This is a genomic window from Streptomyces longisporus, from assembly GCF_039532765.1.
Classification (GTDB): Bacteria; Actinomycetota; Actinomycetes; order Streptomycetales; family Streptomycetaceae; genus Streptomyces; species Streptomyces longisporus.
In genome coordinates this window covers 64740-89822 of the sequence record NZ_BAAASG010000005.1, presented here as the reverse complement: position 1 = coordinate 89822, position 25083 = coordinate 64740, and the positions used below count along the sequence as shown (strand labels likewise).

Genomic DNA, 25083 nt, shown 5'->3' with positions numbered 1-25083 from the left:
GCGTAATCCACGCATTCGGGCCACAGGAGACCCGCCCAGCAGGCGGACGGTTGACGGCATCTGTTAATTGAGTGGCCGGACCCTTCGACCCATGCGTAAGTTGTGCCTGCTGTCTGCGCCACTTACGTCCATGGGGGATTCTCGATGTCAGTCGCCGGTCTGAGACGCGCCGCCCGGGAGACCGTCTCAGGGCTGCCCCGAGCGTTCTGGTGGCTGTGGACCAGCACCCTCGTCAACCGGCTCGGGGCGTTCGTCGCCACCTTCATGGCTCTGTACCTGACGATCGACCGCGGGTACTCCGCCTCCTACGCCGGTCTCGTCGCGTCCCTGCACGGGCTCGGCGGGGTGGTCTCCTCGCTCGGGGGCGGAGTCATGACCGACCGGCTCGGGCGGCGGCCCACCCTGCTGATCGCCCAGTCGTCGACCTCCGTCTCCGTCGCCCTCCTCGGGTTCGTGCACGGTCCCGTCGCCATCGCCGCCGTCGCGTTCCTGGTCGGCATGGCGTCCAACGCCTCCCGGCCCGCCGTCCAGGCGATGATGGCCGACATCGTGCGGCCCGAGGACCGGGTGCGGGCGTTCTCCCTCAACTACTGGGCCATCAACCTGGGGTTCGCCGTCTCCTCCATGGCCGCGGGCTTCATCGCCGAGTTCAGCTATCTCGCCGGGTTCCTGATCGAGGCCGGGATGACGGCCGTCTGCGCGGTCGTGGTCTTCCTGAAGCTGCCCGAGTCACGGCCGGTCGCCGGCGTCACCAAGGGGGCGAAGGAGGATGTCGGCCTCGGCGCAGTCGTCCGCGACAGGCGGTACATGGGCGTCGTCGGGCTGTCGTTCCTGGTCGCGCTGGTCTTTCAGCAGGGGTCCGTCGGGCTGCCCGTCGCGATGGGAGAGGCCGGGTTCACTCCCGCCGACTACGGCATGGCCATCGCCGTCAACGGCGTGCTGATCGTCGCGCTGCAGATCCCCGTCACACGGCTCATCGAACGCCGGGACCCCCGGCGGCTGCTCGTCGTCTCGTCCCTGCTGGCCGGGTACGGCTTCGGGCTCACCGCCTTCGCCGGGTCGGTCGGCGTCTTCGCACTCACGGTGTGTGTCTGGACTCTGGGCGAGATGATCAATGCCCCCACGCAGACGGGGTTGGTCGTCCGGCTCTCGCCCGTGCACGGGCGCGGGCGCTACCAGGGCGTGTACACCCTGTCCTGGTCCCTCGCCGCGCTCGTCGCTCCGCTGATGTCCGGGGTGGTGATCGACCGGTTCGGGGCCGCATGGCTGTGGGGGCTGTGCGCGGTCGTCGGCACGGCGGCCGCCGTCGGGTACGGCGCCCTTATGCGGCGGATTCCGCCGGAGGGGGCGGCGGCCACGGTTCCGGCCGCCGCCGGGGCCGAGGTGGCGGCGGGGTAGGCGCCTGCCACCCGGGGGGATGGAGGGCGTCGGAAGAGCCCCCGCCGCGCACCGAGGACATCAAGGCGCGGGGCGGGGAATCAAGCAACGCCCGGCACTCGGCGCGCAAAGGCCTAGTTGAAAGTCCCCTCGAACTTGCCGAAGTCGGGGTCGCCCTTGACGTGGCCCACGTCGTTGGTCGGCACGTCGTCCTGGTCGTCGGCGAGGACCTGGGCCGCGCCTGACAGCAGGATGGCCCCGGCGAGCGCGATGGCGGCCAGCACGGCGGATGCACGCATAAGCGTCTCCTTCGGTAGGTGTGTGCTTGCCGGAGGTATGCCGCCCGGCCGCCGTCAAGGAAGCGCCACGTGCTCACAAGCACCCGAATGCGTCGCACCGGGCGCCACCCGCATGGGCGTACGAGAAGCCATGACAAAGCCCCCCACCTGCGGTTGTCCGCCGGTGAAGGGCTTGTCGCCGTGGCTGTCGACCGGTGCCGGCGCTGTCAGGTCGCCGGCCGTCGGTCAGAAGCTGGCGTTCAGGCCGACCTGGTGCGGGAGGGCGCCGAGGGTGCCGCCGAGGGTGCCGAGGGCCGTCGCCTTGAGCGAGTCGAGCTCGGCCAGGGCGTCCGCGCTGCTGAGCGTCGTGGAGCCGGCGGTGAGGGAGACCTGCGGGGCCAGACCACCGGAGACGGCGTCGAGGTCGGCGTCGGAGATCTCGGCGGTCTGAACCTGGGGAGCGGAGTTCATGCTGAAACTGCCCTTCGCATGGATGTGCCAGAGGGGGGAGCGGCCCCGCGGGGGACAGAAGGCGGGGCTCGGTGCGCAGGATCAAACCACGGAGCGTGCCCGGCATCCAGTGCGAAGGCACCCGGAGCTGGGCAGTTGAAACGGCCGGCCACCCAAGCGTGTGGAGATGCACACGAATTGGGGGCAGCTTCTCTACACCTTGCGCCGCACAGGAAGCCGACAGGTGTTGCCCCGGCTGCCGCGAACAGGACAACTCCACATCAACAGAACTCATTCGCGCCGAAGTTGCGCACGGTTGCGCATTCACTGTGCAGATTCGGTCACGGATGCATCCGCGCGCCTTTCAGCACCTTGTCCACAGCGTTCTTCGGACCGTGGACCGCCATCCCCACCAGGTCCAGATCACCGGTTCCCACGGCCCGTACCGCCGCCCGGTTGTCGCGGTCGTTGCCCGTGGCGAACAGGTCGGACGTGAACAGCGACCGCGGCAGGGCCCGGGACAGCGCCCGCCCGTGGGCCGCCGTCAGCGTCTCCTTCGTACCCTCGAAGACCAGTACCGGCTGGCGGAACATCGGCAGGTACTGGACGCCGTCCGCGTCCTCGTACGGCTCGCCGATCACCTCGGGAACCGCCGTCCCCAGGCCGCTGACCAGGAACGCGGTCACGTTCAGCCGCTGCCAGGGCTCCAGGTCCGCCCGCAGCAGGACGGCGATCTTGGTGTCGAAGCGCATCGGTTCAGTGCTCATGCACCGAGACTGCCGACCGTCGTACGACCCCGTCTTGTACGTTCTTTGCATGGCCGCTCAGCGCCCCCGGCAGGAGGTCTCCGCCTGGCGCCCCCCGATACCCGGCGTCGTGGAGGTCTTCCACGCGCACTTCACCGAGTACGCCTATCCGATGCACGTGCACGAGGCGTGGACGCTGCTCATCGTGGACGACGGCGCCGTACGGTACGACCTCGACCGGCACGAGCACGGCACCCCGCACGACACGGTCACCCTCCTCCCGCCGCACGTCCCGCACAACGGCTCCCCCGCGACCCCGCACGGCTTCCGCAAGCGCGTCCTCTATCTCGACGGCACGCATCTGCGCGACGACCTCATCGGGGCCGCCGTCGACCAGCCGGACCTGCGCGACCCCGTGCTGCGGCGGCGCGTCGGGCAGTTGCACACCGCGCTCGCGCACGCCGGGGACGAGTTGGAGGCCGAGAGCAGGCTGACGTTCATCGGGGAGCGGCTGCGCTCCCAGCTGCGGCCGAGCGCCGGCGCCGACGCCCCCCGGCCCGATCCCGCCCTCGCCCGCCGCCTGCGCGAACTCCTGGACGAGCGCGTCGTCGACGGCCTCACCCTCGACGAGGCCGCGGGGCTCGTGCACGCCCATCCCGCGCATCTCGTACGGGCGTTCAGCACGGCCTACGGCATCGCACCGCACCAATATCTGAACTCCCGCCGCGTCGACCGCGCCCGCCGGCTCCTGCTCGACGGCCGGTCGCCGGGGGAGGTCGCGACCGCCACCGGGTTCTTCGACCAGTCCCATCTCACCCGGCATTTCCGGAAGTTGGTGGGGGTGACCCCGGGGCGTTATGCGAAGAACGTGTGACAAGGCCGCCCTTGCGGGGCTCGCGCCCGTATCTTCCGGCTCATGGACTGGCATGAGTGGCACGATGCGTACGACTCACCCGACTCCTATCTCCGCCGGCGCCTGGCCCTCGTTCAGGAACGCATCCGGCTCGCCCTCGACGAGGCCCCGCCCGGCCCGCTCACCGCGGTGAGCCTCTGCGCCGGGCAGGGCCGCGATCTGATCGGTGTGCTCCACGACCACCCCCGACGGGCCGACGTCCGGGCCCGGCTGGTCGAGCTGGACGAACGCAACGTCACGGTGGCACGGGCCGCGGCGCGGGCCGCGGGGCTGCCGGACGTCGAAGTCCTCGCCGGGGACGCCTCGCTGACCGACCACTACGCCCCTCTCGCGCCCGCCGACCTGGTCCTCGTCTGCGGAGTGCTCGGCAATCTGGTCGACGCCGACGTCGAGCGGACGATCGACCACCTCACGCAACTCTGCCGGCCCGGCGGCACGGTCGTCTGGACCCGCACCCGGCACTTCGAGCCCGACCTGGTGCCCCAGATCTGCGCCTGGCTGGAGGAGCGGGAGTTCAAGCGGCTGTGGGTCTCCGACCCCACCCTCGGCTACGGCGTCGGAGCCCACCGGTTCGCCGGTGAGCCACGGCCGCTGAACCCCGGGCAGCGCATGTTCGACTTCATCGGCTACGACACCCTCCGCCGGGGCTGAGCAGCAGCCGGAGCCTGCCTACAGCTCGCGCTGTGCCTCGTACAGGTTCCGTGGCCGGACCTCGTTCGTCGTGGGATACAGCTCCAGCCGCGCATGCAGGTCCCCGGTGAAGTCCGGCACGTCGATCTGGTCGAACTCCGTGACCTCGTCGACGCCGACGGTCGCGGAGTACGGCGCGAGTCCGTCGATCTTCACCAGGCCCGCCCTCCCGTTCGTCACCCGGACGTTCCAGTGGGTGAAGCGGGCGCCGTACAGGGGGCCTGCGTTCGCGTCGCCCCCGTGGCGGCCGTTGTTGTCGACGGTGATGTCGGTGCGGACGTTCGCGAAGGGCAGGCCCCGGTGGGAGTCGAAGGTGCCCATCTGCATGGTGCCGCGCGACCAGACGTTGTAGGAGGACAGGCCCTCGACGTTGATGCCGTGCAGCTGCGTCCCCTCCGGGGCCGGGACCGTGCGCTGTTCGATCGTGAAGTCCTCGATCAGGTTGTCGTGCGAGCCCTCCCGGCAGAAGTAGGGGTGGTGTTCGCCGCGGCCGCCGACCCTGGTGCGGCGCAGGGTGCAGGAGGACGCGGCGACCAGGCCGAATCCGTTGTCGACGTTGCGTACGGTCACGTCCTCCACCCAGCAGTCGTACGCGCACTGCAGCGCGACGCCGTTGTAGCCCTTGTCGAGGAGGTGCGGCGACTGGGAGGTCTCCATCACGTCGAGGGTGAGCCCTTCGACGCCCGCTCCCGTCAACTCCCCTGCATGCGTGGTGAATTGGGGACTCCATTCGGGGCGCAGGTCGAGCGGGAGCGGGCGCTCCAGCGTGACCCTGCGGCCGCGGACGCGGGCCACCCGGACCGGCCACTCGTAGGGGACGTACGACAGCAGCTTGGTCTTGTCCTGCCAGGAGTACGCCGCCGGGCCGGGGCCGCCGCCCGACATGTGCTGGAGGAGGGTGTGGCCGGCGTCGTCGGCGATGCGCAGCAGGACAAGGCGGCCGGGGCACAGCCGTGACGGGTCGGCGACCGTCACCGTCCAGTCCCCTTGCCGCGCGGGCTCCACGGCCGTCAAGGGCTCCCACTCGTCCCGCTTGTTGCCGGTCCAGCCCTCGAAGGGCCAGGTCTGGGCCCTGATGGCGGCGACCAGTGATTCCCAGCGGGCCTGTGGGGCCAGCCAGATCAGACCGCCCGCCCAGGACCAGGCCGACTTGGTGCCGCCGTATCGGGAGCCGTAGACACCGATCAGCTCGGTGAGGCTTTTCGTCGCGTACAGCGTCGTACGGCCGCTTCCGGCGCCGCGCAGCACGACGTTGTCGTACCCGATGCGGATGAGGCCGTCGATGCGGAAGGTCCCCGGCGGGATGGTGACCGTGCCGCCTCCGGCCCTCCCGGCAGCGGCGAGGGCACGGTTGATCGCGGGGGCGCAGTCGGTCGAACCGCCCGCCTCGGCGCCGTAGTCCCGTACGTCGGCCACCGCGGCTCGGCGGGGCAGGCGCGCCGCCCCGCGCAGGCAGCCGGCCCGGCCGACGTACGGGATCTGCGGGTGGGTGAAGGGGGTGCGGGTGAACTCCCGCCAGATGCCGGGGACCTGGCCGCCGGTCGGGGCGGCGGAGGCGGGTGTGCCGGTCGCCGCGGCGGCTGCGACAGCGGTGGCACCGGCGAGAAGACTCCGTCTGGTCATGCCCTGGTGCGCCGTGCTCATTCCGTACGTCCTTTCCATGCGGCTCTTCATGGATATGAACGACGTTCAGATCTGCGTCGGTCGTGAGCATGCCATGAGGGAACGTGGCCGGAAAGGGGGCGTGCGGAAGTTATTCAGCAGAGCGCTGGGTCAGGTGCGTGAACGCATCCAGGTTGCGCGTCGGCTCTCCCCGCGCCACCCGCCATGCGTACTCCTTGCGGATCGCGGACGCGAAGCCGAGTTCCAGGAGGGTGTTGAAGCTGCCGTCCGCCGCCTCCAGGACCTGGCCGAGCAGGCGGTCGATCTCCTCGGGGGTGACGGCGGAGAGGGGGAGCTTGCCCGCGACGTAGATGTCGCCGAGCGGGTCGACGGCGTAACTCACGCCGTACAGCTTGAGGTTGCGTTCCAGGAGCCAGCGGTGGACGCCGGGCTCGTTCTCGTCGGGGTGGCGGATGACGAAGGCGTTGAGGGAGAGGGAGTGGCGGCCGACGAGGAGGGAGACGGTCGTCTTCAGCTTTCTGGTGCCGGGGAGCTGTACGACGTAGTTGCCGGGGGCGGGGCTCTCCCATTCGAGTTCGGCGTCCTTCAGGACGCCCTCGATCACCTGTGCGGCTTTCTCTGCATCAGCCATGGTGGGAGCGTACGCGACGCCGGTGCGACTGCATCGCGGCCGTGTAGACGTCCGCCGTGGTGGCGGCCGCGGTGTCCCAGCCGAAGGACTGCGCGTGCTCGGCGGCGGCCGCACCCATGCGGGAAGGGAGCGTCGGGTCGTCGGCGAATTCGGACAGCACGCGCGCGTAGTCGGCCGGATGGTGACCGCGTACGAGGAAGCCGGTCTTCCTGTCGCTCACGGCCACCGGCAGTCCGCCGACCGAGGCCGCGAGCACCGGTGTGCCGGCCGCCTGCGCCTCGATGGCGACCAGGCCGAAGGACTCGCTGTAGGACGGCATGACCAGGACGGACGCGGCCCGGAACCAGTCCGCGAGCTGGTCCTGGCCGACCGGCGGGCGGAAGCGCACCACGTCCGCGATGCCCAGGCGGGCGGCGAGTTTCTGCAGGCCCTCGGGCTTGGCGAGGCCGCTGCCGCTGGGGCCGCCGACGATCGGTACGACGATGCGGGAGCGCAGTTCGGGGCGCTCGTCGAGGAGGACGGCGACCGCGCGCAGCAGCACGTCCGGGGCCTTCAGGGGCTGGATGCGGCCCGCGAAGAGGGGGATCAGGGCATCCTGCGGGAGGTCGAGGCGGGCGCGGGCGGCGGCGCGGCCGTCGGCCGGACGGAAGCGGTCCAGATTGACGCCAGGGTGGACCACGGCGACCTTGCCGGGATCGGCCGAGTAGTGCCGTACCAGCTCGTCGGCCTCCTCGGCGGTGTTGGCGATGAGCCGGTCGGCCGCCTCGACGATCTGGGTCTCGCCGATCACGCGGGCGGCGGGCTCGGGGGTGTCGCCGTCGGCCAGGTTGGCGTTCTTGACCTTGGCCATGGTGTGCATGGCATGCACCAGGGGGGCACCCCAGCGCTGGGCGGCGAGCCAGCCGACGTGGCCGGAGAGCCAGTAGTGGGAGTGCACGAGGTCGTAGTAGCCGGGACGGTGGCCCGCCCAGGCCTGCATCACCCCGTGTGTGAAGGCACACAGCTGAGCCGGGAGTTCCTCCTTGGCCAGGCCCTCGTACGGGCCCGCGTCGACGTGCCGGACGAGGACGCCGGGAGCCAGCTCGACGCTCGGAGGGAGGGCGGCCGTGGTCGCGCGCGTGAAGATCTCCACCTCGATGTTGATCGCGGCGAGGCGCTGCGCGAGCTCCACGATGTAGACGTTCATGCCGCCGGCGTCGCCCGTGCCGGGCTGGTGGAGCGGTGAGGTGTGCACGGAGAGCATGGCCACGCGGCGCGGGCGGCGGTGCAGCCTCAGCCGCGGGGGCGTTGCCTGGGAGCGTCGCCCGAGCCTGCTGACGTACTGGCTCACGTGGCGTTCCTCCTTGTACGGGCATGCCTGGGGGAGGGTGTGGGGCGCCCTCCAAGGGAGGCAACAGCGCGGGGAGGTGTTCCCATCCCCCGCCGAGGCGATTTTGCCGAGGCATTACCGGGGATCGCTCAACCGTTCGACACTTGGGTGCGTGGGGTCGCGTACCGGCCGCATACCCTCGTAGGCATGACTTCCCGCGCCACGCCCCGCCCTGTGGGAACCGTGACGCGCGGGACGACCAACCCCAACCGGCTGCGCCGCATGGACCGCTGGATCGCGGCCACGCACGGCGCCGAACTGCGCCGCGCCGCCGATCCCGTCGCCGTCGACCTCGGTTACGGCGCCGCCCCCTGGACGGCCGTCGAACTCCTCACCCGGCTCCGCACGGCGGCGCCCCGCACCCGCGTGGTCGGCGTCGAGATCGAACCGGCCCGGGTGACGGCGGCCAAGCCGTACGAGCGCGACGGGCTCGCCTTCCGGCACGGCGGGTTCGAGATCCCCCTCCCCCAGCGGCCGCATCTCGTCCGCGCGGCCAACGTGCTGCGGCAGTACGACGAGGCCGAGGTCGCCGCGGTGTGGCAGCGGCTGTGCGCCCGGCTGGCCCCGGCGACCGCGCACTCCCGCGGCGGGCTGCTGGTCGAGGGGACCTGTGACGAGATCGGGCGCCGGCACGTGTGGGTCGCGCTCGGGCCCGAGGGGCCGCGGACGGTCACCTTCGCGACCCGGCTCGGCTCCCTGGACCGGCCCTCGGACCTCGCCGAGCGCCTCCCCAAGGCGCTCATCCACCGCAACGTCCCCGGCGAACCCGTGCACGCCTTCCTGCGCGACTTCGACCGCGCCTGGTCCGCCGCCGCGCCCTACGCCTCCTACGGAGCCCGCCAGCGCTGGATGCGTGCGGTGCGGGATCTGACTTCCGACTGGCCGGTGACGGACGGGGCCGGGCGGTGGCGGCAGGGCGAAGTGACGGTGACCTGGGAGGCGTTGGCGCCCCGCAGCTGACCGTTCTTCACCCCTGACCTGCGGGGAACGATCTCCGTGAGTCGTTCGTCACAAAGGCGGGGAGATCGCGTACGGCACCTGGGAGGGGGAAATCCGACGTGCGTGCAGCTCTGTCGCTTTGCGCGTCGGCGTGGCACGATCCCCCAGGCGTCGTAAGTTACTGACGGTAAATCAGGTTTGGGGGTAGCGGTATGGGTACGGGCAAGCGCGGCCTCATCGCGATGGCCGTGACCGTGGTCTGCGCGGTCACCGTGCTGGCGTCGCCGGGGACGGCGTTCGCGAATGCCGGCCGGACGCCCTCCCCCAGCTCCTCTCCCTCCCCGGACCCGTCCGGCTCCGCGACTCCCGCGCCGAGCAAGGACCTTGAGGCGATCCGCGAGAAGCTCGACCAGCTCTACCACGACGCCGCCGTCGCCACGGACGCGTACAACGCGGCCGAGGAGAAGGCCAAGCAGCAGTCCGCCGCGATCGTGGACCTGGCACAGAAGATCGTCAAGGGGCAGCAGAAGCTGGACGAGTTGAAGCGGCGGGCGGGCGCCGCGGCCGCCGCCCAGTACCGCACCGGCGGACTGCCCGACGAGGCCCAGCTGCTGCTCAGCGACAACCCGCAGCAGTTCCTCGACGGAGCGGGCCGGGTGCTGGAGGGCGAGCGCGCGACCAAGGGCCTGATCGTGGAAATGGCCCGCACCCAGCAGGACTTGAAGCAGTACGCCGCGGACGCCGCCGACCAGTGGAACAAGCTGGAGGCGGGCCGCAAGGCGAAGGACGCCGCCCGGAAGAAGATCAAGCAGCAGATCGCGGCCGCCGAGAAGCTCGAGAGCCGGCTGGAGAAGAAGGAGAAGGAGCGCCTCGCCGAGCTGGATCAGGAGGCCGCCCTCCAGGCACAGACCGCGTGGCTGGACTCCGGGATCCTCGACGAGATCAACGGCAAGGCGTCCGAGCTGGGCAAGAAGGCGGTCGCCTACGCCACGGCGCAGATCGGGAAGCCGTACGAATGGGGTGCCGAGGGCCCGGAGACGTACGACTGCTCGGGGCTGACCTCACAGGCCTGGGCGGCTGCGGGGCACGCCATTCCGCGCACCTCGCAGGAGCAGTGGAAGCAGCTGCAGCACGTCGACATCAAGGACATGCGGCCCGGCGACCTCATCATCTACTTCGACGACGCCAGCCATGTCGGGATGTACATCGGCGACGGTGCGATCGTGCACGCGCCGCGGCCCGGGCGGACGGTGACGATCACGGGGGCGGGGTCCATGCCGATCCTCGGGGTCGTACGGCCGGACGCGTGAGAACGAGCGGGTCAGGGACATATGGGGGCAGTTGGGGTGGGCGCGTGAAGCCCGTCACGTGACCCACTGCACGTTGAACAGCCCCGCAAACCCATGCTGGACGTGACGTTCGTCATTCCTGTGCCGTGCCCCTCCTGTCCAACTGCGGTACGGATCGCGGCATATGACAGTGGCGCCTGGCCAAGCAGCGTGTCTCACGCCATTCCTTTACCGCGCCGGCACCCGCTATGGTCCCCGTCGGTGGATCGAGATCTCTCGCTCCACCTGCCCTCGGGGGGAGGGAAGGAACTCAACACGATGCCCGTACCCATACCGCGGCAGCGAGCGATCCCGGCCGCGGAGAGTGGTCAGGCGCAGGCCGCGCAACAAGGCGGCACCTCCACGGATCAGACCCCGCGCAAGGAAGCCACGGTCGACAAGAACGCCGCCACCACCACGAACCTGACGCTGCTGCTGATCGAGGACGATCCCGGCGGCTCCACCGTCATACCCGAGCTGCAGGACTCGGCCGGCCGTCCGATCCGCGTCCGCGCCGCCCGCAACCTCACCGAGGCCGCGCGGCTGCTGACCGACGACGTCCACTGCATCCTGCTGGACCTCGCGCTGCCGGCCCCCGGCCGCAGCGATGACGACGACGAGCTCGCCGTGCTCAAGCACGTACTGGAGCTCGCGCCCCGGCACGCCGTCCTCGCGCTCACCGCGTCCGGCGACGCCGAGCGCGCCGCCGAGGCGGTACGGGTCGGCGCCCAGGACTACCTTTTCCGGGACGAACTGGACGGCCGACTGCTGAGCCGGGCGATCCGCTACGCCGTGGAGCGGAAACGTTCCGACACGGCCGAGCGGCGGCTCGCCGAGGGCCGGGTGCGGGCGCAGGAGAACCGGCGCCTGGAGCGGGGGCTGCTCCCTACGCCGCTGCTGGAGGGCTCGTCGCTGCGGTTCGCCGCGCGGTACCGGCCGGGGCGGTCGCGGGCGCTGCTCGGGGGTGACTTCTACGACGTCGTACGGACGCCGGACGGCACCGTGCACGCCATGATCGGCGACGTCTGCGGGCACGGCCCGGACGAGGCGGCGCTCGGCGTGGAGCTGCGGATCGCCTGGCGGGCGCTCACCCTGGCGGGGCTGTGCGGTGACGAACTGCTCGGGACGCTGCAGCAGGTGCTGGAGCACGAGCGGTCCGACGACGAGATCTTCGCGACGCTCTGCACGGTGGACATCTCGCCGGACGAGCGGCGGGCCGGGCTGTGTCTGGCCGGGCATCCGTCACCGCTGATCGCCCGGCCGGGGCGGACGGCGAAGCTGCTGCCGTACGACAACAACGGGCCTGCCCTCGGGCTGCTGCCGGGGGCGCGGTGGCCTCGGATGCAGGTGGAGCTGGGGCGGGAGTGGAGCCTGATGCTCTACACCGACGGGCTGATCGAGGGCCGGGCCGGGGAGGGGCGGCTTGAGCGGCTGGGGCAGGACGGGATGGTGGAGATGGTTCGACGGCAGTTGGCCGAGGGGTTGCGGGGCGAGGCGTTGCTTCGGGCTGCCGTGAATGAGGTTCGTGAGCTCAATGGGGGCGAGCTGACGGATGATGTTGCAGTGCTGCTGCTGGACCGGGGGGCTTGAGCGGCAAACGTGGCTGGTCGCGCCCCGCGGCGGAGCCGCAGATGAATACAGCCTCGCGCCCCTGAAGGGGCACTTCAGCGGCCGCCGTTGTACGGGCCGTAAGGGCCGTCGCTGCTGGAGCCCCTGTGGTTGCGGCCGCCGCCTGCGAGGCCGCGGAGGGCCGGGCGGACGTCGACCATGTAGACGATGCTGGCCACCAGGCCTATGGCGGGCAGGAACGACAGGATCGGGAAGATGAGGTTCACCACGAAGGCGATGGCGAGGATGATCAGCCAGAACGGCTTGGTCTGCTTGCCGACTGCGCGATAGCCGTCCTCGCGGCGGATGGCCGCGTCGATCAGCGCGAAGCCGCTGAAAAGGATCAGGGCCATGCTCAGCAGCCACATCAACCCTGCGAATCCCTGCATCAGCACTACGTCCACCACCCGACTCGGCTTGTCCCTACGCGGTCACCGTACCCGTTCCCGAACACCGGCTACCCGCACAACGGGCCGGGCGCTCCAGGAGTGCCCGACCCGTTACCGATCACCCGTCCGTGTTACTTCGCGGGCGGCGTCGTCTTCTTCGCGGTGGTGGTGGTCTTGCGGGCCGGCGCCTTCTTGGCGGCGGCGGGCTTCTTCGCCGGAGCGGGGGTGGCCGTGGCCTCGGCCGGCTTGGCGGCGTCTTCCTTGACCGCGGCCGGCTCGGCCTTCGGCTCGACGGCGATGGCGAGGTCCTCGATCTCCTCGGCCGCCTCGCCGCGCCAGGTCTTCACGGCCTGCTCACCGTGCTCGGCGACCTTCTCGTAGGTCTCCCGGGCCTTCACGGCGTACTCGGCGGCGACGCCGACACCGCGCAGCGCGAGGTCCTGGGCCGACTCGCCGAGCTTCTTCAGGTCGGCGTCGATGGTGGAGCCGAGCTTCTTGATGTCACCGTCGAGGGTCGCCAGGAACTCGGTGACCTTGGCCTGGAGGTTCTCCTGGGTCTCCTTGACCTTGGCACCGGCCTCCTTGGCGCGGGCCTGGGCCTTCTCCTGGACGGCCTTCGGGTCGGTGGTGCGGACGGCCTCGAAACGGGCCGGGGCCTCGGCGCGCAGCTGCTCCACGAGGCCGGGCACCTTCTTGGCCTGCTGAAGGGCCAGGTCGGCGGTGCCGGCGGCGAAGTAGAGCGGCGTCGGGTCGCTGAGGGTCTTGCGGAGGTCGTCGGTGATGGCCATGGTGATGGTCCTCCCGGGTCGCTTGCAGCTGAGGGTTTTGGTGGCCGCGGGCAGCGTGGCCGGTCTGCTCAACCGGTGGGCCGCTGCGGGTCGTGCGGTTCGGCATCGTTGCCGTCGGACGTGCGGGGGCGGCGCGTGGCGGACCTGCGTCCGCCGGCCGTGCGGGTCTTGCGGGTACGGCGCTCACCGGTCTGCTCGCCGTCCTCCTCGCGGGGGCGGCGTATCGCAGCGTCGGTGTCCTCAACGTCCCGGGCGTCCGTGGCGCCCTGGCCGGGCTCGGCGGACAGGACCACCGCGCCCGCGTCCGGGGGCACCTCGGTCACCTCGTCCGCCGCGCCGGCGATCCCGAACCCGTTCTCCTTGCGGAAGGACTCGTAGATCTGGAGCAGCACCTGCTTCTGCCGCTCGTTCAGCGTGGGATCGGCGAGGATGACGGCACGCGTCTCCACCTCGTCCCGGTCCCGCTCGGCGTCGAGAATGCCGGCGCGGACGTACAGCGTCTCGGCGGAGATCCGCAGCGCCTTGGCGACCTGCTGCAGCACCTCCGCGCTCGGCTTGCGCAGCCCGCGCTCGATCTGGCTCAGATACGGATTGGACACCCCGGCGGCGTCGGCGAGCTGCCTGAGCGACAGCTGCGCGGTGCGCCGCTGCTCGCGCAGGTATTCGCCGAGATTGCCGACGTTGAGCGATGCCATGCCTCCACCTTGCACCATCCTCGCTAACTATTGCAAGCAGCCGCTTGCAATAGTGCGCCATGCCACTCGGGAGGGTGCATCGGCCCGGGGCCGGACGCTCTCACGCCAGGCGCCCCGAGCGTCAGCGCCCGGCGCGACGGTCCCTGAGCCACTCCTCCAGTACGGCGAAGTCCGCGTCGGTGAGCCCGTACCGGTGGTCGACCCGGTGCAGCAGGGCGGGGGCCGGATGGTGTGCGGCGACCCAGGCACGGTCGGCGGGGGTGATCTCGTCGTCGACCCAGATGAAGGGCCGGCCGTCCGCCCGGGCCACCAGGGGCCGGGTCTTCCAGTGCAGCGGCGTCGCCGGCTCGTCCTCGTCCGGCCAGTCCACCGAGGGCAGCGGGGGCAGGCCGAGCCAGGGCGCGACGCAGACGTTCGCGTCGTCCAGCCAGGTCGTCGCCCACACCAGCTCGCAGTCCAGCGCCACGAGTCGCGCGCCGAGGGCGGGGTCGATGCGTTTCAGCAGCGGCTGCCCGGCGACCGCCGCCCGCGGCAGCGGAAAGCGCGGCTCGTACGACGGGTACGGGTGCGCCGAGCCGACCGGGATCAGCGTCCCGTCGATGTCGAGGAAGAGCAGCATCAGCCCTCGAAACCCCGCTCCGCCAGGATCTTGTCGATGCGCGCCCGGTGCGCCGCCTCCCACGCGTCCAGCGACTCACCGGCCTCCTTCGCGAGCTTGGCCCGGGCGGCCGTGAGCACCTCGGCACCACGGGCGGCGGGCACGGAGACGACGCCCTCCTCGTCGGCCACGACGATGTCGCCCGCCTCGACGCGTACGCCACCGCACGTCACCGGCTCGCCCAGCGGCCGTACGACCGACTTGGCGCCCGGGATCGGGATGACACCGCGGGCGAACACCGGGAACCGTGCCTGACGCACCTCGGCGAGGTCGCGGATCAGCCCGTCCAGCACGAAGGCGGCGACGCCGCGCCGCTGGGCGACGGCGCAGACGTTGCCGCCCGCGAGCGCCCAGTCCAGGTCGCCGGACTCCACGACGACGACCGATCCGGGCTCGGCGCGGTGGATGGCGGCGTGCAGCATCAGGTTGTCGCCGGGCGGGCAGCTGACGGTGAAGGCCGGTCCCGCCACCCGCCCGTGCGGCCCCCACAGAGGACGGATCCCGATGTCCATGACCTGTCCGCGGCCCAGGAGGTCGGCGAGGGCGGTGGTGGGAACGGCCCGGAACTCGGTGGCGTCAGTCATACCTCGGACGTTATCGTCCGGTGCATGACTGCCGGGTCGGCCTTGTGCCGTGAGCGAGTTGGGTGCCCGGCCTCTGAGTGAGGCCAGGGCGGGCGCGAAGCCCGCCCCTTTCTCTGCGCCGCCTTCGAATCCTTCGGAAGACACCAGCTGCAGAGAAAGAAGAGAATGCCCGACGACGACAACAAGAAGTTCATCGACTTCAATCAGCAGGTCATCGACGAGTTCCGCGCCCACCACGGCCGTGTCGGCGGCCCCTTCGAGGGCGGCCGGCTGCTCCTGCTGACCACCACCGGCGCCCGCACCGGCACCCCGCACACCAATCCCGTCGCCTACTTCCCCGACGGCGGGGAACGCGTCCTGGTCATCGCCTCCGCGGCCGGCTCCCCCAAGCACCCGGACTGGTACCACAACCTCCTCGCCCACCCCCGGGTCACCGTGGAGAGCGGTGTGTTCACATACGAGGCCGAGGCCGTCGTACTGGCCGGCCAGGAGCGGGAACAGGCCTGGGCGCGGGCGGTGGAGGCCGACCCCGGCTGGGCGGAGTACCAGCGGAAGACCGAGCGGGTCCTCCCGGTGGTCGCCCTGCACGCGATCACCGACGGGGGCCCCGGGAAGATCAACGCCTCCTCGCCGGGCGAGGCGATCAAGGTGGTGCACGACGCCTTCCGCCGTGAACTCTCCCTGATCCGCAAGGAGTTGGCGGCAGGCGACGGCACCCTCGGCGCCCAGCTGCGCGTCAACTGTCTGACCTTCTGCCAGGGGCTGCACAACCACCACACCGGCGAGGACACGATGATGTTCCCGTTCCTCGCCGACCGCCGCCCCGAAGCGAGCCCCGTTCTCAAGCGCCTGAGCGAGGAGCACGAGCAGATCGCCGTCCTGGTGGCGGAGCTGCGCCGCGCGCTGGCCGACAAGGACCCGGCCGCGGCCCGTGCCGAGGTCGAGCGCCTCACCCTCGACCTCGAAGCCCATCTGACGTACGAGGAGCAGGAGTTGATCCCCCTCCTCGACGCCCCGGCCTGACCCGCGGGCGGCCGCTGCCGGCCTCGGCCCGCCGGGCTAGAACGGCAGCGGCCGCCCGTGCACCACCTCCAGCCGCGAGACCGCCCGGGTCAGCACGACATACAGCCGGTGCAGCCCGCGCGCCTCCGCCTCCGCGATCGCCGCGGGCTCGACGGCGACGACATGGTCGTACTCCAGTCCCTTGACGAGCGCCGCCGGTACGACGGTCACGCGGGCGCCCAGCTCCTCCGGTCCGGCAGACCTGATCCCGGCCGCGCCGAGCGCCTGGGTCACCCGCTCCACATCGGCGTCGGCGGCCACGACCCCGACCGATCCCTCATGACCGAGCGCATCGCGTACGGCGTCCACGACCGCACCCGGCAGATCGGCCCCCGCCTCCCGCACCCTCAGCTCGCCGTCCCTGCGCAGGGACCGCCCCGCCGGAACATCGACGTCCAGCCGCTCCAGCAGCCGGTTGGCGAGTGCGACGACGGCCCGGGGCACCCGGAACCCGGTGGTCAGCGGCACCACGGCCGCGTCCGGTTTCCCCAGGTGCCGCAGGACCGTGTCCCAGGAGCGCGCCGCCCAGGGCGTGGTCCCCTGTGCCAGATCGCCGAGCACGGTGAGCGACCCGAACGGCGCGCGCCGCGCGATGGCCCGGCACTCCATGGGGGAGAGGTCCTGCGCCTCGTCGACGACGACATGGCCGTACCCCTCGGGATGCCCGACGAGCCCGGCCACCTCGTCGAGGAGCACCAGGTCGGCGGCCGACCAGCGGGCCGACTTCCACGACCGCGGAGGCTTGGCCCACAGCAGTGCCCGCTGCTCGTCGTCGTCCAGCAGCCCGTCGGCGGCGGCAGCCAAGACCTGTCCGTCCACGAGTAGGTGGGCAACGACCTCCTCGGGCCGCACCCGTGGCCACACGGCGTCGACATACGCCTTGACCGCCCGCGCCCGCGAGATCCTCTGCACCCAGGCGTTCGACTGCGGCCCGGCCCGCCGCTCGGCCTGCTCCTGAATGCACCGCACGACCCGCATCCGCACCCGCTCACGCCCGATCCCGTACGGCGGATCCTCGCGCCGTACGCCCTCGACGATCCGCACGAGTTCGCCGGCCCCCACCCGCCACCGGTACGAACCGTCGTCCACGGAAAGGGGCTCGACCCCTTCACCGGAGACACGCGCGTACAGCGCCCGGCGCAGCACCTCCGCCATCCGGGCGTCGTGCTTGACCACGGCGGCCCGCTCGCTGTCGGTCCCCCTGACCGGGTGCACGCCGATCACCTCCTGGAGGGTCGACTGCCGTACGCCCGTCTCGCCGAGGGCCGGAAGCACCTGGGAGATGTAGGAGAGGAAGGTCCGGTTGGGCCCGAGGATGAGCAGTCCGCCGCGCTTCATGCGCTGCGGATGGGTGTAGAGGAGATAAGCGGCCCGGTGCAGCCCGACGGCGGTCTTGCCGGTGCCGGGAGCGCCCTGCACGCACACGGAAACGCCCAGATCTCCTCGTACGAGATCGTCCTGCTCGGGCTGGATGGTCGCCGCGATGTCCCGCATGGGGCCGACGCGGGGCCGTTCGATCTCCCGGGCGACGATGTCGCTGGCCCGGGACTCGCCGCGGTCGAGGTGCTCGTCCTCCAGACCGGTGAGGTCGGCGGAGTCCCCGCGGCTGTACGGGGCCCAGCCGAACCGGCGGCGGACCGCAACGCCCTGTGGGTCGCCGGCGCTCGCCTGGTAGAAGGCGCGGGAGACGGGCGCCCGCCAGTCGACGACCAGCGGCGGGGCGGCGACGTCCTCGCTGATCCGCAGCCGCCCGATGTGCAGTGACTGCTCGGCGGTGTCCAGCCGCCCGAAGAACAACGGCCCTTCGGGCAGCTCGCGCATCTCCTTCGCCCGACTGCGCAGCCGGTACCCGAGCACTTCCGCGTCGGCACCGGAGGCGGAGACGTCCTCGCCGGTGACGACCTGCTCCTGGGCACCGTCGACCATGGCGGCCAGGGCGCTGCGGCAGCGATCGTGATGGGCACGCTCGCGGCGAAGGGACTCTCTCAGGGCGGGCGGGGCGGGATCGGCTGACGTCATGACACGAGACTACCCAATTAACGCAACCGAGTTAAATATTTAACCGAGTCTCAGTCGCTTGCTCCTCAGGCGAGATGCGGGAACGCGGCCGCCAGCACCCCGAACGCCCGCTCCGCCGCGGCGACGGCATGCGCCCGTACGTCCTCCACCCGCTCCCCCTCGGCGATCCGCCGCCAGTTCTCCATCGCGAGAATCCGCTGTACGGCAACGATCTGCCCGGCGGCGAGCCGCGCCTCCAGCCCACCGCCGAGGACTTCGGCGAGCGCGGCCTCGGACCGTTCGAGGTGGGCGTAGGCGCGGGCGACCAGGGCGGGGGTCCCGTACAGCAGAGCGTGGAAAGCGAGCACCGCGGGATGGTCGTTCAGCCCGGTGACCGGATCACCCCGCTCCAGCCCGTCGAGAAAATGCCGCCGCAGCGCGGCAAGCGGCGTGGGCCCCTCGGTCGCGACCCGGGCCGCCTCCCCCTCGTGATCGGCGATCCGGTGCAGGACGAGATCCTCCTTGGCCGGGAAGTACCGGAAGAGGGTCGGTTTGGAGATCCCGGCGGCTGCGGCGACCTCGGCGACGGAGACGGCGTCGAATCCCTTCTCCAGGAACAGGCGGATGGCGGTTTCGGAGACGTCCTGATACATCCGCTGCTTCTTGCGCTCACGCAGGCCGGGCTCGGTCATGGCATCGAGACTACGCAGGGCCGGATGCGTCACCGACCCGCGTACGGTGCCATCGCAGGAGCGCCGCCGCGATATGGGACCGACTCGGCACCCGCTCCAGCGCAAGCGGCTCGACTGCCGCGCCCAGGACCTTCTGAAGCTCCACGACGGCCTGGCGCAGAGCCCTCCAGCTGAAGGACCCCCCGCCGGACAGGGACAACGACACCCGGATGATGTCGGTGAAGACGGACTGGCCTCGCTTGAAGGCCAGGATGCGCGGAAGATCCTGCTGCCATCCGGTCGATGAACCCGGCCGCACGGCCTCGACGGTCCGCACCCAGCGATGCACCACCCGCTCCTGCTGATGGCGGGGATACCGCATCAGATACAAATGGGTCGCCAGGTCATACAACGGGTCGCCCAACATGGCCAGCTCCCAGTCGATCACCCACAGCCGCTGTTGCGGGTCGACTATCAGGTTCTTGCGGTGCAGATCTCCATGGAGCAGAGAGAACGGGCGGGAGGACAGACCGGAAACCATCTTGCGCACGCGACTGAATGCGAAGCCATCGATCCCGAGTTCGCGAAAAAGGCCTTCGAAGGCGTCGAGGTTGTTTTGGTACACCTGACACTCGACAAAATCGATCAGCCGTTCAAGGAACCCGTCGGTGTCACCGTCCTTGGGCCGGTCCCGCTCGTCACAGCGACGCCCGACAGTGATCGACTGCGGGGATATGGCGGCCAGTTGGCCGAACACGGCGAGGAGTTGGTTTTCAAACACGGACGGAACCGGACGCCCCGTCGGGTGCAGCGCCTGCAGGGTCTCCCCCTCGATGAACGCCTGAAGGCCGATGCCGCCGACATCCAACACTTCAGGGATCCGCTGCAGCCGTCCGGCCAAGGCTCGGAGCAGTTGCTCCTCCGATACGAAGCACCGACGGTCGAACCAGACGAGGCTCGACCGTGGCTCGCGGCACTTCCAGCGCCTGCCGGGCTCGCCCTCGAGGCCGGGCAGCGGAAAGACATACGTATCGTGGTGATAGCCGCTCAGCGGCCCCTCGACCACCGGCGCATCACCCGATATCTCAACGGCGTGCAGCCTCGCCCGTGAAACGGTTTGCGGACTCACCGGCACCACTCTCCCGTGCCTCTTCGAGCAACGGAGCATACGACCCGATCACGGGCTTCGCCTGCGCGTCCCGCAATCGCGCCCGCTTCTCCTCATTGCGCCCGTATCCGATGAAAGCGATTCCGCCCGCCCGTACCGCGGCCTGGAAGTCGGTCGGAGTGTCCCCGACCATCACCGCGTCCTTGGGAGCGACGCCCAGGATTTTCAGAGCCCTGTGCAGCACATCAGGGTCCGGTTTCATCAGGTCGGGGTCTGCGGTGCGGCCCTGAACGGTGTCGAAGCAGTCCTCCAGCTTCCTCGAGCGCAGGTATCTGTCTGCCGCCAGCGGCGAGTTGTTCGTGACAACGGCGAGGCTGAAGCCCCGTTCGGTCAGGCGGCGGATCAACTCGTCCGCGTGCTCGGTGGGCAACGCGTCGGGAACCGCCTCCAGTTCACCCTTGGTCACCTGGGCCTCAAGCGTCCGTACCAGCCCCGTGATGTTCTCGAGATGCCTTTCCCGACCGGCCCGGTGTACGGCGCGCAGTACCACGTGCGGGTCCTTGTGCGTGCGTTCATACGCGGTGAGGACATGCGTCAGGCGGGCGGCTGCGATGGTTTTCCGCAGTTCGTCGGCCACCCGCATGGAGCTGTCGTCCGGGAACAGTCGGCAGATCGGGCCGTCGAAGTCGAACAGGACGCAACGCCGGCCCGACGGGCCCTCAGCGGGCGCTGCACTCTTCAGGAGTTCCCGTGCGCCGACGATGTCGTCCCGTTCAAAAGCCATGCCGCTCCCAACCGTTACTGAGCCTGCCCCGCGTAGAGCGATCCCGGGTGGTCGTGGTCGACGTCGAGGGGACCTGCCGTTTCTCCGGCACCCTTCCCCTCGTCCGGCCGGTCCATCCCCCGGCCCGTGTCGGCGGCCCGCCACGCCAGCAACGCCAGGGCCACCTCGCCCTCACCCGGCAGCCGGGGCAGGGACAGCGGCTCGCGTGCCCGCTCCATCGCCCGGCGCACCTGCCCGGCCGCGCGCAGCAGGGCGCTCTCGTCCGGGTGCTCCGGCAGGGACAGCGCCGCACGCATCACGTCGGGGAAGACGGACTGGGCGTACTCGAAGTCGATGTAGACGCCGAGGTCCTTGTCCATGCCGGCGGTCATGTCACCATGGCCGGTACGTTTCATCGCCGCCGTCCACGCGCGGATCATCTGCTCCCGCTCGTCGTCGACGTAGTCCATGCGGACCAGGTGGGTCGCCAGGTCGTGGAGCGGATCGCCGTACAGGGCGAGTTCCCAGTCGATGACCGCCAGACGCTGTCCTTCGACGCCTGGCATGATCACCACATTGGCCCGATGGAGATCGGTGTGGAGCAGAGTGAAAGGCCGCTGTTCCATGTCGGGGACACGCTTCATGAAGCGCCCCATCGCGTCCTGCGGAATCCCGACGGCCTCGAAAAGGCTGCCGAAACGCCTCCTATTGGGCTGGTCCACTCTGGTCTCAGTGAAATGGGCGAGCCAGCCGAGGAAGCCGCGGGTGTCCCTGTCCTCGGGCCAATCCTCCGGAAGCGGCGGCAGTTCGCTCCGCGGCACCTCGGCCAACCGGGCGAAGAACTCCGCGAGTTGCCCGATCCGCAGCTCACCGATCGGCCCCTTGGGGATCTGCTCCGACAGCGCCTGTCCGGGCAGGTAGCCGTGCACCGACCAGTCCCCGAAGTCCGCCAGACATCTGGGTACGTCGGTCACGCGGTTGCCCACCACGCGCAGCACCTCCGACTCGGACCGCCAGATCCGGGGCACCACCTCGACCGAGGCGTAGGGAGTGCGGAACTTGGCCAGTTCCCGCCCCGACGGCACACCGAGGAGAAACGCCAGGGGCTGCCTCAGACGAACAATGACGTTCTGGTTGTGATGGCCGGAAACCACCTCCCCGTCGGGGCTGCGGCGCCGCGCCTCCGCAAGGGCACGTACCAGTGACTGGTGCGCTCTGCGGGGCAGAGGGGGCAACATTTCGCAGAGAGTAGTGCAGCTTCCGAGTGTCTACAGCGCGTGTCACTATCTGGACAGCCTCCGATCACTCTCCGTACGCAACGGGCCTCCTAAGTTTCTACGGATGATTCAGCGGGATCCTCTTCGGATCGAAGCCGGGCGACCGTCCCGCTGTCCCAGATCGATCCGAACCAATCCTTCCAGCCCGAAAAGAAGATCGAGTCGTGACTTTTCTCGTCGTCCTCCAAACGGTGGTACGACAGGATCGAGCCGAAGCCGAGGACATCGAGTGAGTCGACTTCGACGAAGCGATCGCCGTCCTTGACCGGGATCTTACGTTCGACCACCTCATAGGGACCGATCAGCATCTCGGAATCGTTGAGCACATACAGCTTGAACTGGGGCGCGGCGGGGATCCGGCGGATTTCGATCCGGATGTCCACACCCTCGCGGTGCAGCCCCTCGCCCAGCCTCCTCAGCTCGCCGAGGTTCAGCTGCACCATGTCCCGCCAGCGCTCCCACACCCGAAGGTCGCCGGGGTCCTTGGCCCGGGGGTAGGGCAGAGGCTCCTGCTCCCACGGCAGCAGCATGCGGATGCGCACCCGCTGCGGGGCGATCCCCCCCTCCAACACCCGCTCCGCCTGGTTCCTGAGGTGCTGCAGGAGGGTCTCGCAGGTCAGACTGAAGACATCGAGGGAGACCTCCGCCTGCTCGAAGGCCCGGTCGATCAAGGGCCGCAGGGAGACCCTGCCCTGCACGGCGGGCCGCTGCTCGGCCCGGTCGACTGCCGGCAGCCTGACCACCCACATCCGGCTCCCCTGCCGAGAGGCGATCCAGCCCTCCTCCGTGAGCTTGCTCAGGACGCGCTGCACGGTGTCGCGACTGACCCCGTACTCCTCGGCCAACTGCCGCTGCGTGGGCAGCGACTGGTTCACCTTGAGGGTCCCGCTCGACAGCATCTCGCGGAGCGCGGTCTCCACACGCGTGGATTCCCTGCCTCCGCCTTCGGTACGTCCTGAGGTAGCCACAGATCCGAACCTACCGGCATCGCCCAAGGAACACACCACTTCCAGCCAAACAACTCCCCCTATTGGACCGGAAGTTAGATGATCTGACCGACAGGGCACTACCAATCTGAGTCAACCAGTCCAATTGGCAGGAAGGTTGACGACACCTCAGGGGGACGGAGACGGAGATGCCCATAGCGGAGATAGGCCTGGCGATACTGAGCATGGGCGCCGAGCAGCTCGTGCAGTGGCGTTACGGACCTGTCGGGATCGTTGCCCTGCTCCTGCTGGGGCTCGGCCTGAAGGCCCGCAACTCGACGTGCGCCTCCGTGGGCGCCGTCATGCTGCTCCTGCTGATGATCCCGAGCTGAGCCATGGCCGGATCAGCGGCCGCGCAGTTCCTTCAGCAACGGCTCGAGCGAGCTCACCACAACTTGGGCGCCCGCTTCTCGCAGCAGCGCAGCCTTCTCGTCGTTACGCGCGTAGCCGAGGAAGGGAACATCTGCGCTCCGCGCGGCCGCCAGGTCCGAGGGCGTGTCACCGATCATGAGCGCGGACGTCGGAGCCGCGCCCATCGCCTGCAGTGCGCGATTGAGGCAGTGCGGGTCGGGCTTGAGCAGGCTGAGCTCCTCGGTGCGCCCGTAGATGTGGGGGGCGAAGCATTCCAGCAGGCCGCGGCTGTGCAGGTATCGGCGCGCGACGCTCGGCGAGTTGTTGGTGGCGATGGCCAGGCGGGAGCCGAGCGCCTTCCAGGTCCGTATCAACGGGTCGGCGTACGCCGTCGGCATCGCGGTTTCGGTCGCCTCGAGTTCCTTCCGGGTGAGACGTTTCTCCAACTCCGAGACCAGGTCGCTGCCGGGGTGCCTGCGAGCCAGGGCGCGCAGTACGCGGTGCGAGTCGAGGGACTTCAGTTCGTCCTCCGTCAACAGACCGTGCAGACCTTGGGCCTCGAGCCAGTCCACCAGATCGAGGGCGACGCGCTCCGCCGAGTCCCCCGCGAACAGTTGGCAGATCGGTCCGTCGAAGTCCCACAGCACGATCCGTGCTCGGGCGATCAGCTCCCGGAGTCTGTCCGTGTCCCTTTCGGTCGCCGCGGCCACGTGCTCAGTCTGCGTCGTATCAGAAGTCACTAGGAGAGTGTCAGGTCCGTCGTGATGGTTTCCCAGAGGGCGTCGAACCACTTCTGGGATTCCGCCACGAACGCCTCGTCCCGCTGCCCGGCCCGTTTGACGAAGGAGAAGAGGACGGACGCGGAGCCGAGGGCGTCGTACATCTCCAGGGTCTGGCTCTGCCACTCCTCCGCCCGCTTGGTGGGGATGTAGTAGCCGATCAGCGCCTCCTCGCCGTTGAGCATGTACAGCTTCACCGGAGGCGTGAAGGGAAGCGCGCGGAAGGTGACCCGCACGTCGATGCCGTGCGTGGACCGGATGGCGTGCAGGTTGTGGCGGAGCACCTGCGCCTGCGCGTCGCGCATCGAGAGCCATCGCTGGTGGACCATGTCGTCCTCGTCGCTGCCTTCGACCAGCACGGGAAAGGCGAGATTGATGTCGCGGCTCGGCAGCAGGACACGGAAGGTGATCGACTCGGGCCGTATGCGGCCTTCGTGGATCATGCGAAGCGGCTCGCTGAGGGCCAGCAGCAGCGTCTCGGACGTGTGGCACACCACATCGACGCGGACCCGCTGCGCCGAGAACGCCTCGCTCAGCCGCGGCGCCAGCCCCACCATCGTCGGCTGCGGTTCCCCGTGGACGGGTGCCGGCGGCTCCGCGATGCGTGGTGGGCTTCCCTTGCTGACGTTGCTGAGCAACCCGTCTTGCTGCAGGGCGCGCAGGGCCTGGCGGACCGCGCCGCGTTCCACGCCGAACTCGTCTGCCAGTTCGGCCTGGGTGGGCAGGCGGTCTCCGGCCTTGAGGTCGCCGTTGTTGATCCGTTCCCGCAGGATGTCGGCGATCTCCTGGGGCGAGAGCCTTCTGCTGCCGTTCACTGCCACGTTCTCCTGGGTCACGACCAAACGCTACAACTCGGATCCATCTACCGGGAGTTGTTTGAGACTTGTTTATAAGTAGGTACCAAGTGGGGATAACTTAGTTGGAGTTGGTTGCCAACTTTTTCCAGTTGGCGGAAGTTTTGCTTCCTTGGATCCGTCTCACCCCCACGCACCGTCCCGCCCGCGAAGCCCGAAGGGGGAACC

The 25083-nt window shown here is 70.0% G+C and carries 27 protein-coding genes; 8 read left to right on the top strand and 19 right to left on the bottom strand.

Annotation, left to right across the window (positions count from 1 at the left end; all coding sequences use genetic code 11):
* The first annotated feature begins 144 nt into the window (after positions 1–144).
* On the top strand, positions 145–1398 hold the full coding sequence (locus tag ABD355_RS08610) for an MDR family MFS transporter (RefSeq protein ID WP_344399539.1): 1254 nt from the start codon (positions 145–147) through the stop codon (positions 1396–1398).
* Between the two features lie 113 nt (positions 1399–1511).
* Here ABD355_RS08610 and ABD355_RS08605 read toward each other — a convergent pair whose 3' ends face one another.
* The 3 genes from ABD355_RS08605 to ABD355_RS08595 all read right to left on the bottom strand — a co-directional run bounded on the left by ABD355_RS08605 (position 1512) and on the right by ABD355_RS08595 (position 2872).
* Positions 1512–1676, bottom strand: a complete 165-nt coding sequence (locus tag ABD355_RS08605) for a hypothetical protein (RefSeq protein WP_344399538.1) — start codon at positions 1674–1676, stop codon at positions 1512–1514.
* 225 nt (positions 1677–1901) lie between these two features.
* Positions 1902–2126 carry a hypothetical protein gene (locus tag ABD355_RS08600; protein WP_344399536.1) on the bottom strand — a complete coding sequence of 75 codons (225 nt, stop codon included), beginning with the start codon at positions 2124–2126 and terminating at the stop codon, positions 1902–1904.
* A gap of 320 nt (positions 2127–2446) precedes the next feature.
* The gene (locus tag ABD355_RS08595; protein WP_344399535.1) at positions 2447–2872 is read right to left on the bottom strand and encodes a DUF2000 family protein; all 426 of its coding nucleotides are present in this window, start codon (positions 2870–2872) and stop codon (positions 2447–2449) included.
* A 49-nt stretch (positions 2873–2921) separates the two neighbouring features.
* On the opposite strand from ABD355_RS08595, the gene ABD355_RS08590 reads away from it, so the two are divergent.
* Both ABD355_RS08590 and ABD355_RS08585 read left to right on the top strand, forming a co-directional pair.
* Positions 2922–3725 carry a helix-turn-helix transcriptional regulator gene (locus ABD355_RS08590; RefSeq protein WP_344399534.1) on the top strand — a complete coding sequence of 268 codons (804 nt, stop codon included), beginning with the start codon at positions 2922–2924 and terminating at the stop codon, positions 3723–3725.
* A gap of 42 nt (positions 3726–3767) precedes the next feature.
* Positions 3768–4415: a methyltransferase domain-containing protein gene (locus ABD355_RS08585; RefSeq protein ID WP_344399533.1), complete on the top strand. Its 648-nt coding sequence runs from the start codon at positions 3768–3770 to the stop codon at positions 4413–4415.
* A gap of 18 nt (positions 4416–4433) precedes the next feature.
* On the opposite strand, the gene ABD355_RS08580 is transcribed toward ABD355_RS08585, so the two are convergent.
* The 3 genes from ABD355_RS08580 to mshA form a co-directional block, all read right to left on the bottom strand.
* Positions 4434–6098, bottom strand: coding sequence for a glycosyl hydrolase family 28-related protein (locus ABD355_RS08580; protein WP_344399532.1), 1665 nt, complete (start codon positions 6096–6098; stop codon positions 4434–4436).
* 109 nt (positions 6099–6207) lie between these two features.
* Entirely contained in the window at positions 6208–6708 is a 501-nt protein-coding gene (locus tag ABD355_RS08575; protein WP_115907362.1) for a YbjN domain-containing protein, read from the bottom strand.
* On the bottom strand, positions 6701–8038 hold the full coding sequence (mshA, locus tag ABD355_RS08570) for a D-inositol-3-phosphate glycosyltransferase (protein ID WP_344399531.1): 1338 nt from the start codon (positions 8036–8038) through the stop codon (positions 6701–6703). The genes ABD355_RS08575 and mshA overlap by 8 nt, the downstream gene beginning before the upstream one ends.
* A gap of 186 nt (positions 8039–8224) precedes the next feature.
* Between mshA and ABD355_RS08565 the strand changes: the two genes are divergently transcribed.
* The 3 genes from ABD355_RS08565 to ABD355_RS08555 all read left to right on the top strand — a co-directional run bounded on the left by ABD355_RS08565 (position 8225) and on the right by ABD355_RS08555 (position 11934).
* Positions 8225–9037, top strand: coding sequence for a class I SAM-dependent methyltransferase (locus tag ABD355_RS08565; RefSeq protein ID WP_344399530.1), 813 nt, complete (start codon positions 8225–8227; stop codon positions 9035–9037).
* 191 nt (positions 9038–9228) lie between these two features.
* A complete protein-coding gene (locus tag ABD355_RS08560; protein WP_344399529.1) occupies positions 9229–10326 on the top strand; it encodes a C40 family peptidase in 1098 nt (365 codons plus the stop codon).
* Positions 10327–10623: 297 nt separating this feature from the next.
* Positions 10624–11934, top strand: coding sequence for a PP2C family protein-serine/threonine phosphatase (locus tag ABD355_RS08555; RefSeq protein ID WP_344399528.1), 1311 nt, complete (start codon positions 10624–10626; stop codon positions 11932–11934).
* A 74-nt stretch (positions 11935–12008) separates the two neighbouring features.
* On the opposite strand, the gene ABD355_RS08550 is transcribed toward ABD355_RS08555, so the two are convergent.
* From ABD355_RS08550 to ABD355_RS08530, 5 genes are all read right to left on the bottom strand, one after another.
* Complete coding sequence (locus tag ABD355_RS08550) at positions 12009–12341, bottom strand: DUF2516 family protein (RefSeq protein WP_344399527.1); 333 nt, start codon at positions 12339–12341, stop codon at positions 12009–12011.
* Positions 12342–12472: 131 nt separating this feature from the next.
* The gene (locus ABD355_RS08545; protein WP_344399526.1) at positions 12473–13129 is read right to left on the bottom strand and encodes a hypothetical protein; all 657 of its coding nucleotides are present in this window, start codon (positions 13127–13129) and stop codon (positions 12473–12475) included.
* Between the two features lie 68 nt (positions 13130–13197).
* Positions 13198–13824 carry a helix-turn-helix domain-containing protein gene (locus tag ABD355_RS08540; protein WP_344399525.1) on the bottom strand — a complete coding sequence of 209 codons (627 nt, stop codon included), beginning with the start codon at positions 13822–13824 and terminating at the stop codon, positions 13198–13200.
* Between the two features lie 121 nt (positions 13825–13945).
* On the bottom strand, positions 13946–14443 hold the full coding sequence (locus ABD355_RS08535; RefSeq protein ID WP_344399523.1) for an HAD domain-containing protein: 498 nt from the start codon (positions 14441–14443) through the stop codon (positions 13946–13948).
* Positions 14443–15066, bottom strand: coding sequence for an RraA family protein (locus tag ABD355_RS08530; RefSeq protein WP_344399522.1), 624 nt, complete (start codon positions 15064–15066; stop codon positions 14443–14445). Before ABD355_RS08530 ends, ABD355_RS08535 begins: the two co-directional genes overlap by 1 nt.
* A 165-nt stretch (positions 15067–15231) precedes the next feature.
* On the opposite strand from ABD355_RS08530, the gene ABD355_RS08525 reads away from it, so the two are divergent.
* Complete coding sequence (locus ABD355_RS08525) at positions 15232–16089, top strand: nitroreductase/quinone reductase family protein (protein ID WP_344399521.1); 858 nt, start codon at positions 15232–15234, stop codon at positions 16087–16089.
* Positions 16090–16125: 36 nt separating this feature from the next.
* Here the strand turns inward: ABD355_RS08525 and ABD355_RS08520 are convergent, their stop codons facing one another.
* The 6 genes from ABD355_RS08520 to ABD355_RS08495 all read right to left on the bottom strand — a co-directional run bounded on the left by ABD355_RS08520 (position 16126) and on the right by ABD355_RS08495 (position 22865).
* Entirely contained in the window at positions 16126–18147 is a 2022-nt protein-coding gene (locus tag ABD355_RS08520) for a HelD family protein (RefSeq protein ID WP_344399520.1), read from the bottom strand.
* Positions 18148–18212: 65 nt separating this feature from the next.
* Positions 18213–18818, bottom strand: coding sequence for a TetR/AcrR family transcriptional regulator (locus tag ABD355_RS08515; RefSeq protein WP_344399519.1), 606 nt, complete (start codon positions 18816–18818; stop codon positions 18213–18215).
* A gap of 10 nt (positions 18819–18828) precedes the next feature.
* Positions 18829–19926, bottom strand: a complete 1098-nt coding sequence (locus tag ABD355_RS08510) for a phosphotransferase (protein ID WP_344399518.1) — start codon at positions 19924–19926, stop codon at positions 18829–18831.
* Positions 19883–20689, bottom strand: a complete 807-nt coding sequence (locus ABD355_RS08505) for an HAD family hydrolase (RefSeq protein ID WP_344399517.1) — start codon at positions 20687–20689, stop codon at positions 19883–19885. The genes ABD355_RS08510 and ABD355_RS08505 overlap by 44 nt, the downstream gene beginning before the upstream one ends.
* Positions 20690–20703: 14 nt before the next feature.
* Positions 20704–21906 carry an aminoglycoside phosphotransferase family protein gene (locus ABD355_RS08500; RefSeq protein ID WP_344399516.1) on the bottom strand — a complete coding sequence of 401 codons (1203 nt, stop codon included), beginning with the start codon at positions 21904–21906 and terminating at the stop codon, positions 20704–20706.
* Between the two features lie 89 nt (positions 21907–21995).
* The gene (locus ABD355_RS08495) at positions 21996–22865 is read right to left on the bottom strand and encodes a GntR family transcriptional regulator (protein WP_344399515.1); all 870 of its coding nucleotides are present in this window, start codon (positions 22863–22865) and stop codon (positions 21996–21998) included.
* Between the two features lie 215 nt (positions 22866–23080).
* On the opposite strand from ABD355_RS08495, the gene ABD355_RS08490 reads away from it, so the two are divergent.
* A complete protein-coding gene (locus ABD355_RS08490; RefSeq protein WP_344399514.1) occupies positions 23081–23263 on the top strand; it encodes a hypothetical protein in 183 nt (60 codons plus the stop codon).
* A gap of 12 nt (positions 23264–23275) precedes the next feature.
* Here ABD355_RS08490 and ABD355_RS08485 read toward each other — a convergent pair whose 3' ends face one another.
* Complete coding sequence (locus ABD355_RS08485; RefSeq protein ID WP_344399513.1) at positions 23276–23992, bottom strand: HAD family hydrolase; 717 nt, start codon at positions 23990–23992, stop codon at positions 23276–23278.
* 29 nt (positions 23993–24021) lie between these two features.
* Positions 24022–24903, bottom strand: coding sequence for a winged helix-turn-helix domain-containing protein (locus ABD355_RS08480; RefSeq protein WP_344399512.1), 882 nt, complete (start codon positions 24901–24903; stop codon positions 24022–24024).
* Positions 24904–25083 lie beyond the last annotated feature (180 nt).

Excerpts from the sequence above, each read along its gene's own strand:
- ABD355_RS08610 (WP_344399539.1), top strand. The coding sequence starts at position 145 with ATGTCAGTCGCCGGTCTGAGACGCGCCGCCCGGGAGACCGTCTCAGGG.
- ABD355_RS08605 (WP_344399538.1), bottom strand. The coding sequence starts at position 1,676 with ATGCGTGCATCCGCCGTGCTGGCCGCCATCGCGCTCGCCGGGGCCATC.
- ABD355_RS08600 (WP_344399536.1), bottom strand. The coding sequence starts at position 2,126 with ATGAACTCCGCTCCCCAGGTTCAGACCGCCGAGATCTCCGACGCCGAC.
- ABD355_RS08595 (WP_344399535.1), bottom strand. The coding sequence starts at position 2,872 with ATGAGCACTGAACCGATGCGCTTCGACACCAAGATCGCCGTCCTGCTG.
- ABD355_RS08590 (WP_344399534.1), top strand. The coding sequence starts at position 2,922 with ATGGCCGCTCAGCGCCCCCGGCAGGAGGTCTCCGCCTGGCGCCCCCCG.
- ABD355_RS08585 (WP_344399533.1), top strand. The coding sequence starts at position 3,768 with ATGGACTGGCATGAGTGGCACGATGCGTACGACTCACCCGACTCCTAT.
- ABD355_RS08580 (WP_344399532.1), bottom strand. The coding sequence starts at position 6,098 with ATGAGCACGGCGCACCAGGGCATGACCAGACGGAGTCTTCTCGCCGGT.
- ABD355_RS08575 (WP_115907362.1), bottom strand. The coding sequence starts at position 6,708 with ATGGCTGATGCAGAGAAAGCCGCACAGGTGATCGAGGGCGTCCTGAAG.
- ABD355_RS08565 (WP_344399530.1), top strand. The coding sequence starts at position 8,225 with ATGACTTCCCGCGCCACGCCCCGCCCTGTGGGAACCGTGACGCGCGGG.
- ABD355_RS08560 (WP_344399529.1), top strand. The coding sequence starts at position 9,229 with ATGGGTACGGGCAAGCGCGGCCTCATCGCGATGGCCGTGACCGTGGTC.
- ABD355_RS08555 (WP_344399528.1), top strand. The coding sequence starts at position 10,624 with ATGCCCGTACCCATACCGCGGCAGCGAGCGATCCCGGCCGCGGAGAGT.
- ABD355_RS08550 (WP_344399527.1), bottom strand. The coding sequence starts at position 12,341 with ATGCAGGGATTCGCAGGGTTGATGTGGCTGCTGAGCATGGCCCTGATC.
- ABD355_RS08545 (WP_344399526.1), bottom strand. The coding sequence starts at position 13,129 with ATGGCCATCACCGACGACCTCCGCAAGACCCTCAGCGACCCGACGCCG.
- ABD355_RS08540 (WP_344399525.1), bottom strand. The coding sequence starts at position 13,824 with ATGGCATCGCTCAACGTCGGCAATCTCGGCGAATACCTGCGCGAGCAG.
- ABD355_RS08535 (WP_344399523.1), bottom strand. The coding sequence starts at position 14,443 with ATGCTGCTCTTCCTCGACATCGACGGGACGCTGATCCCGGTCGGCTCG.
- ABD355_RS08530 (WP_344399522.1), bottom strand. The coding sequence starts at position 15,066 with ATGACTGACGCCACCGAGTTCCGGGCCGTTCCCACCACCGCCCTCGCC.
- ABD355_RS08525 (WP_344399521.1), top strand. The coding sequence starts at position 15,232 with ATGCCCGACGACGACAACAAGAAGTTCATCGACTTCAATCAGCAGGTC.
- ABD355_RS08520 (WP_344399520.1), bottom strand. The coding sequence starts at position 18,147 with ATGACGTCAGCCGATCCCGCCCCGCCCGCCCTGAGAGAGTCCCTTCGC.
- ABD355_RS08515 (WP_344399519.1), bottom strand. The coding sequence starts at position 18,818 with ATGACCGAGCCCGGCCTGCGTGAGCGCAAGAAGCAGCGGATGTATCAG.
- ABD355_RS08505 (WP_344399517.1), bottom strand. The coding sequence starts at position 20,689 with ATGGCTTTTGAACGGGACGACATCGTCGGCGCACGGGAACTCCTGAAG.
- ABD355_RS08500 (WP_344399516.1), bottom strand. The coding sequence starts at position 21,906 with ATGTTGCCCCCTCTGCCCCGCAGAGCGCACCAGTCACTGGTACGTGCC.
- ABD355_RS08490 (WP_344399514.1), top strand. The coding sequence starts at position 23,081 with ATGCCCATAGCGGAGATAGGCCTGGCGATACTGAGCATGGGCGCCGAG.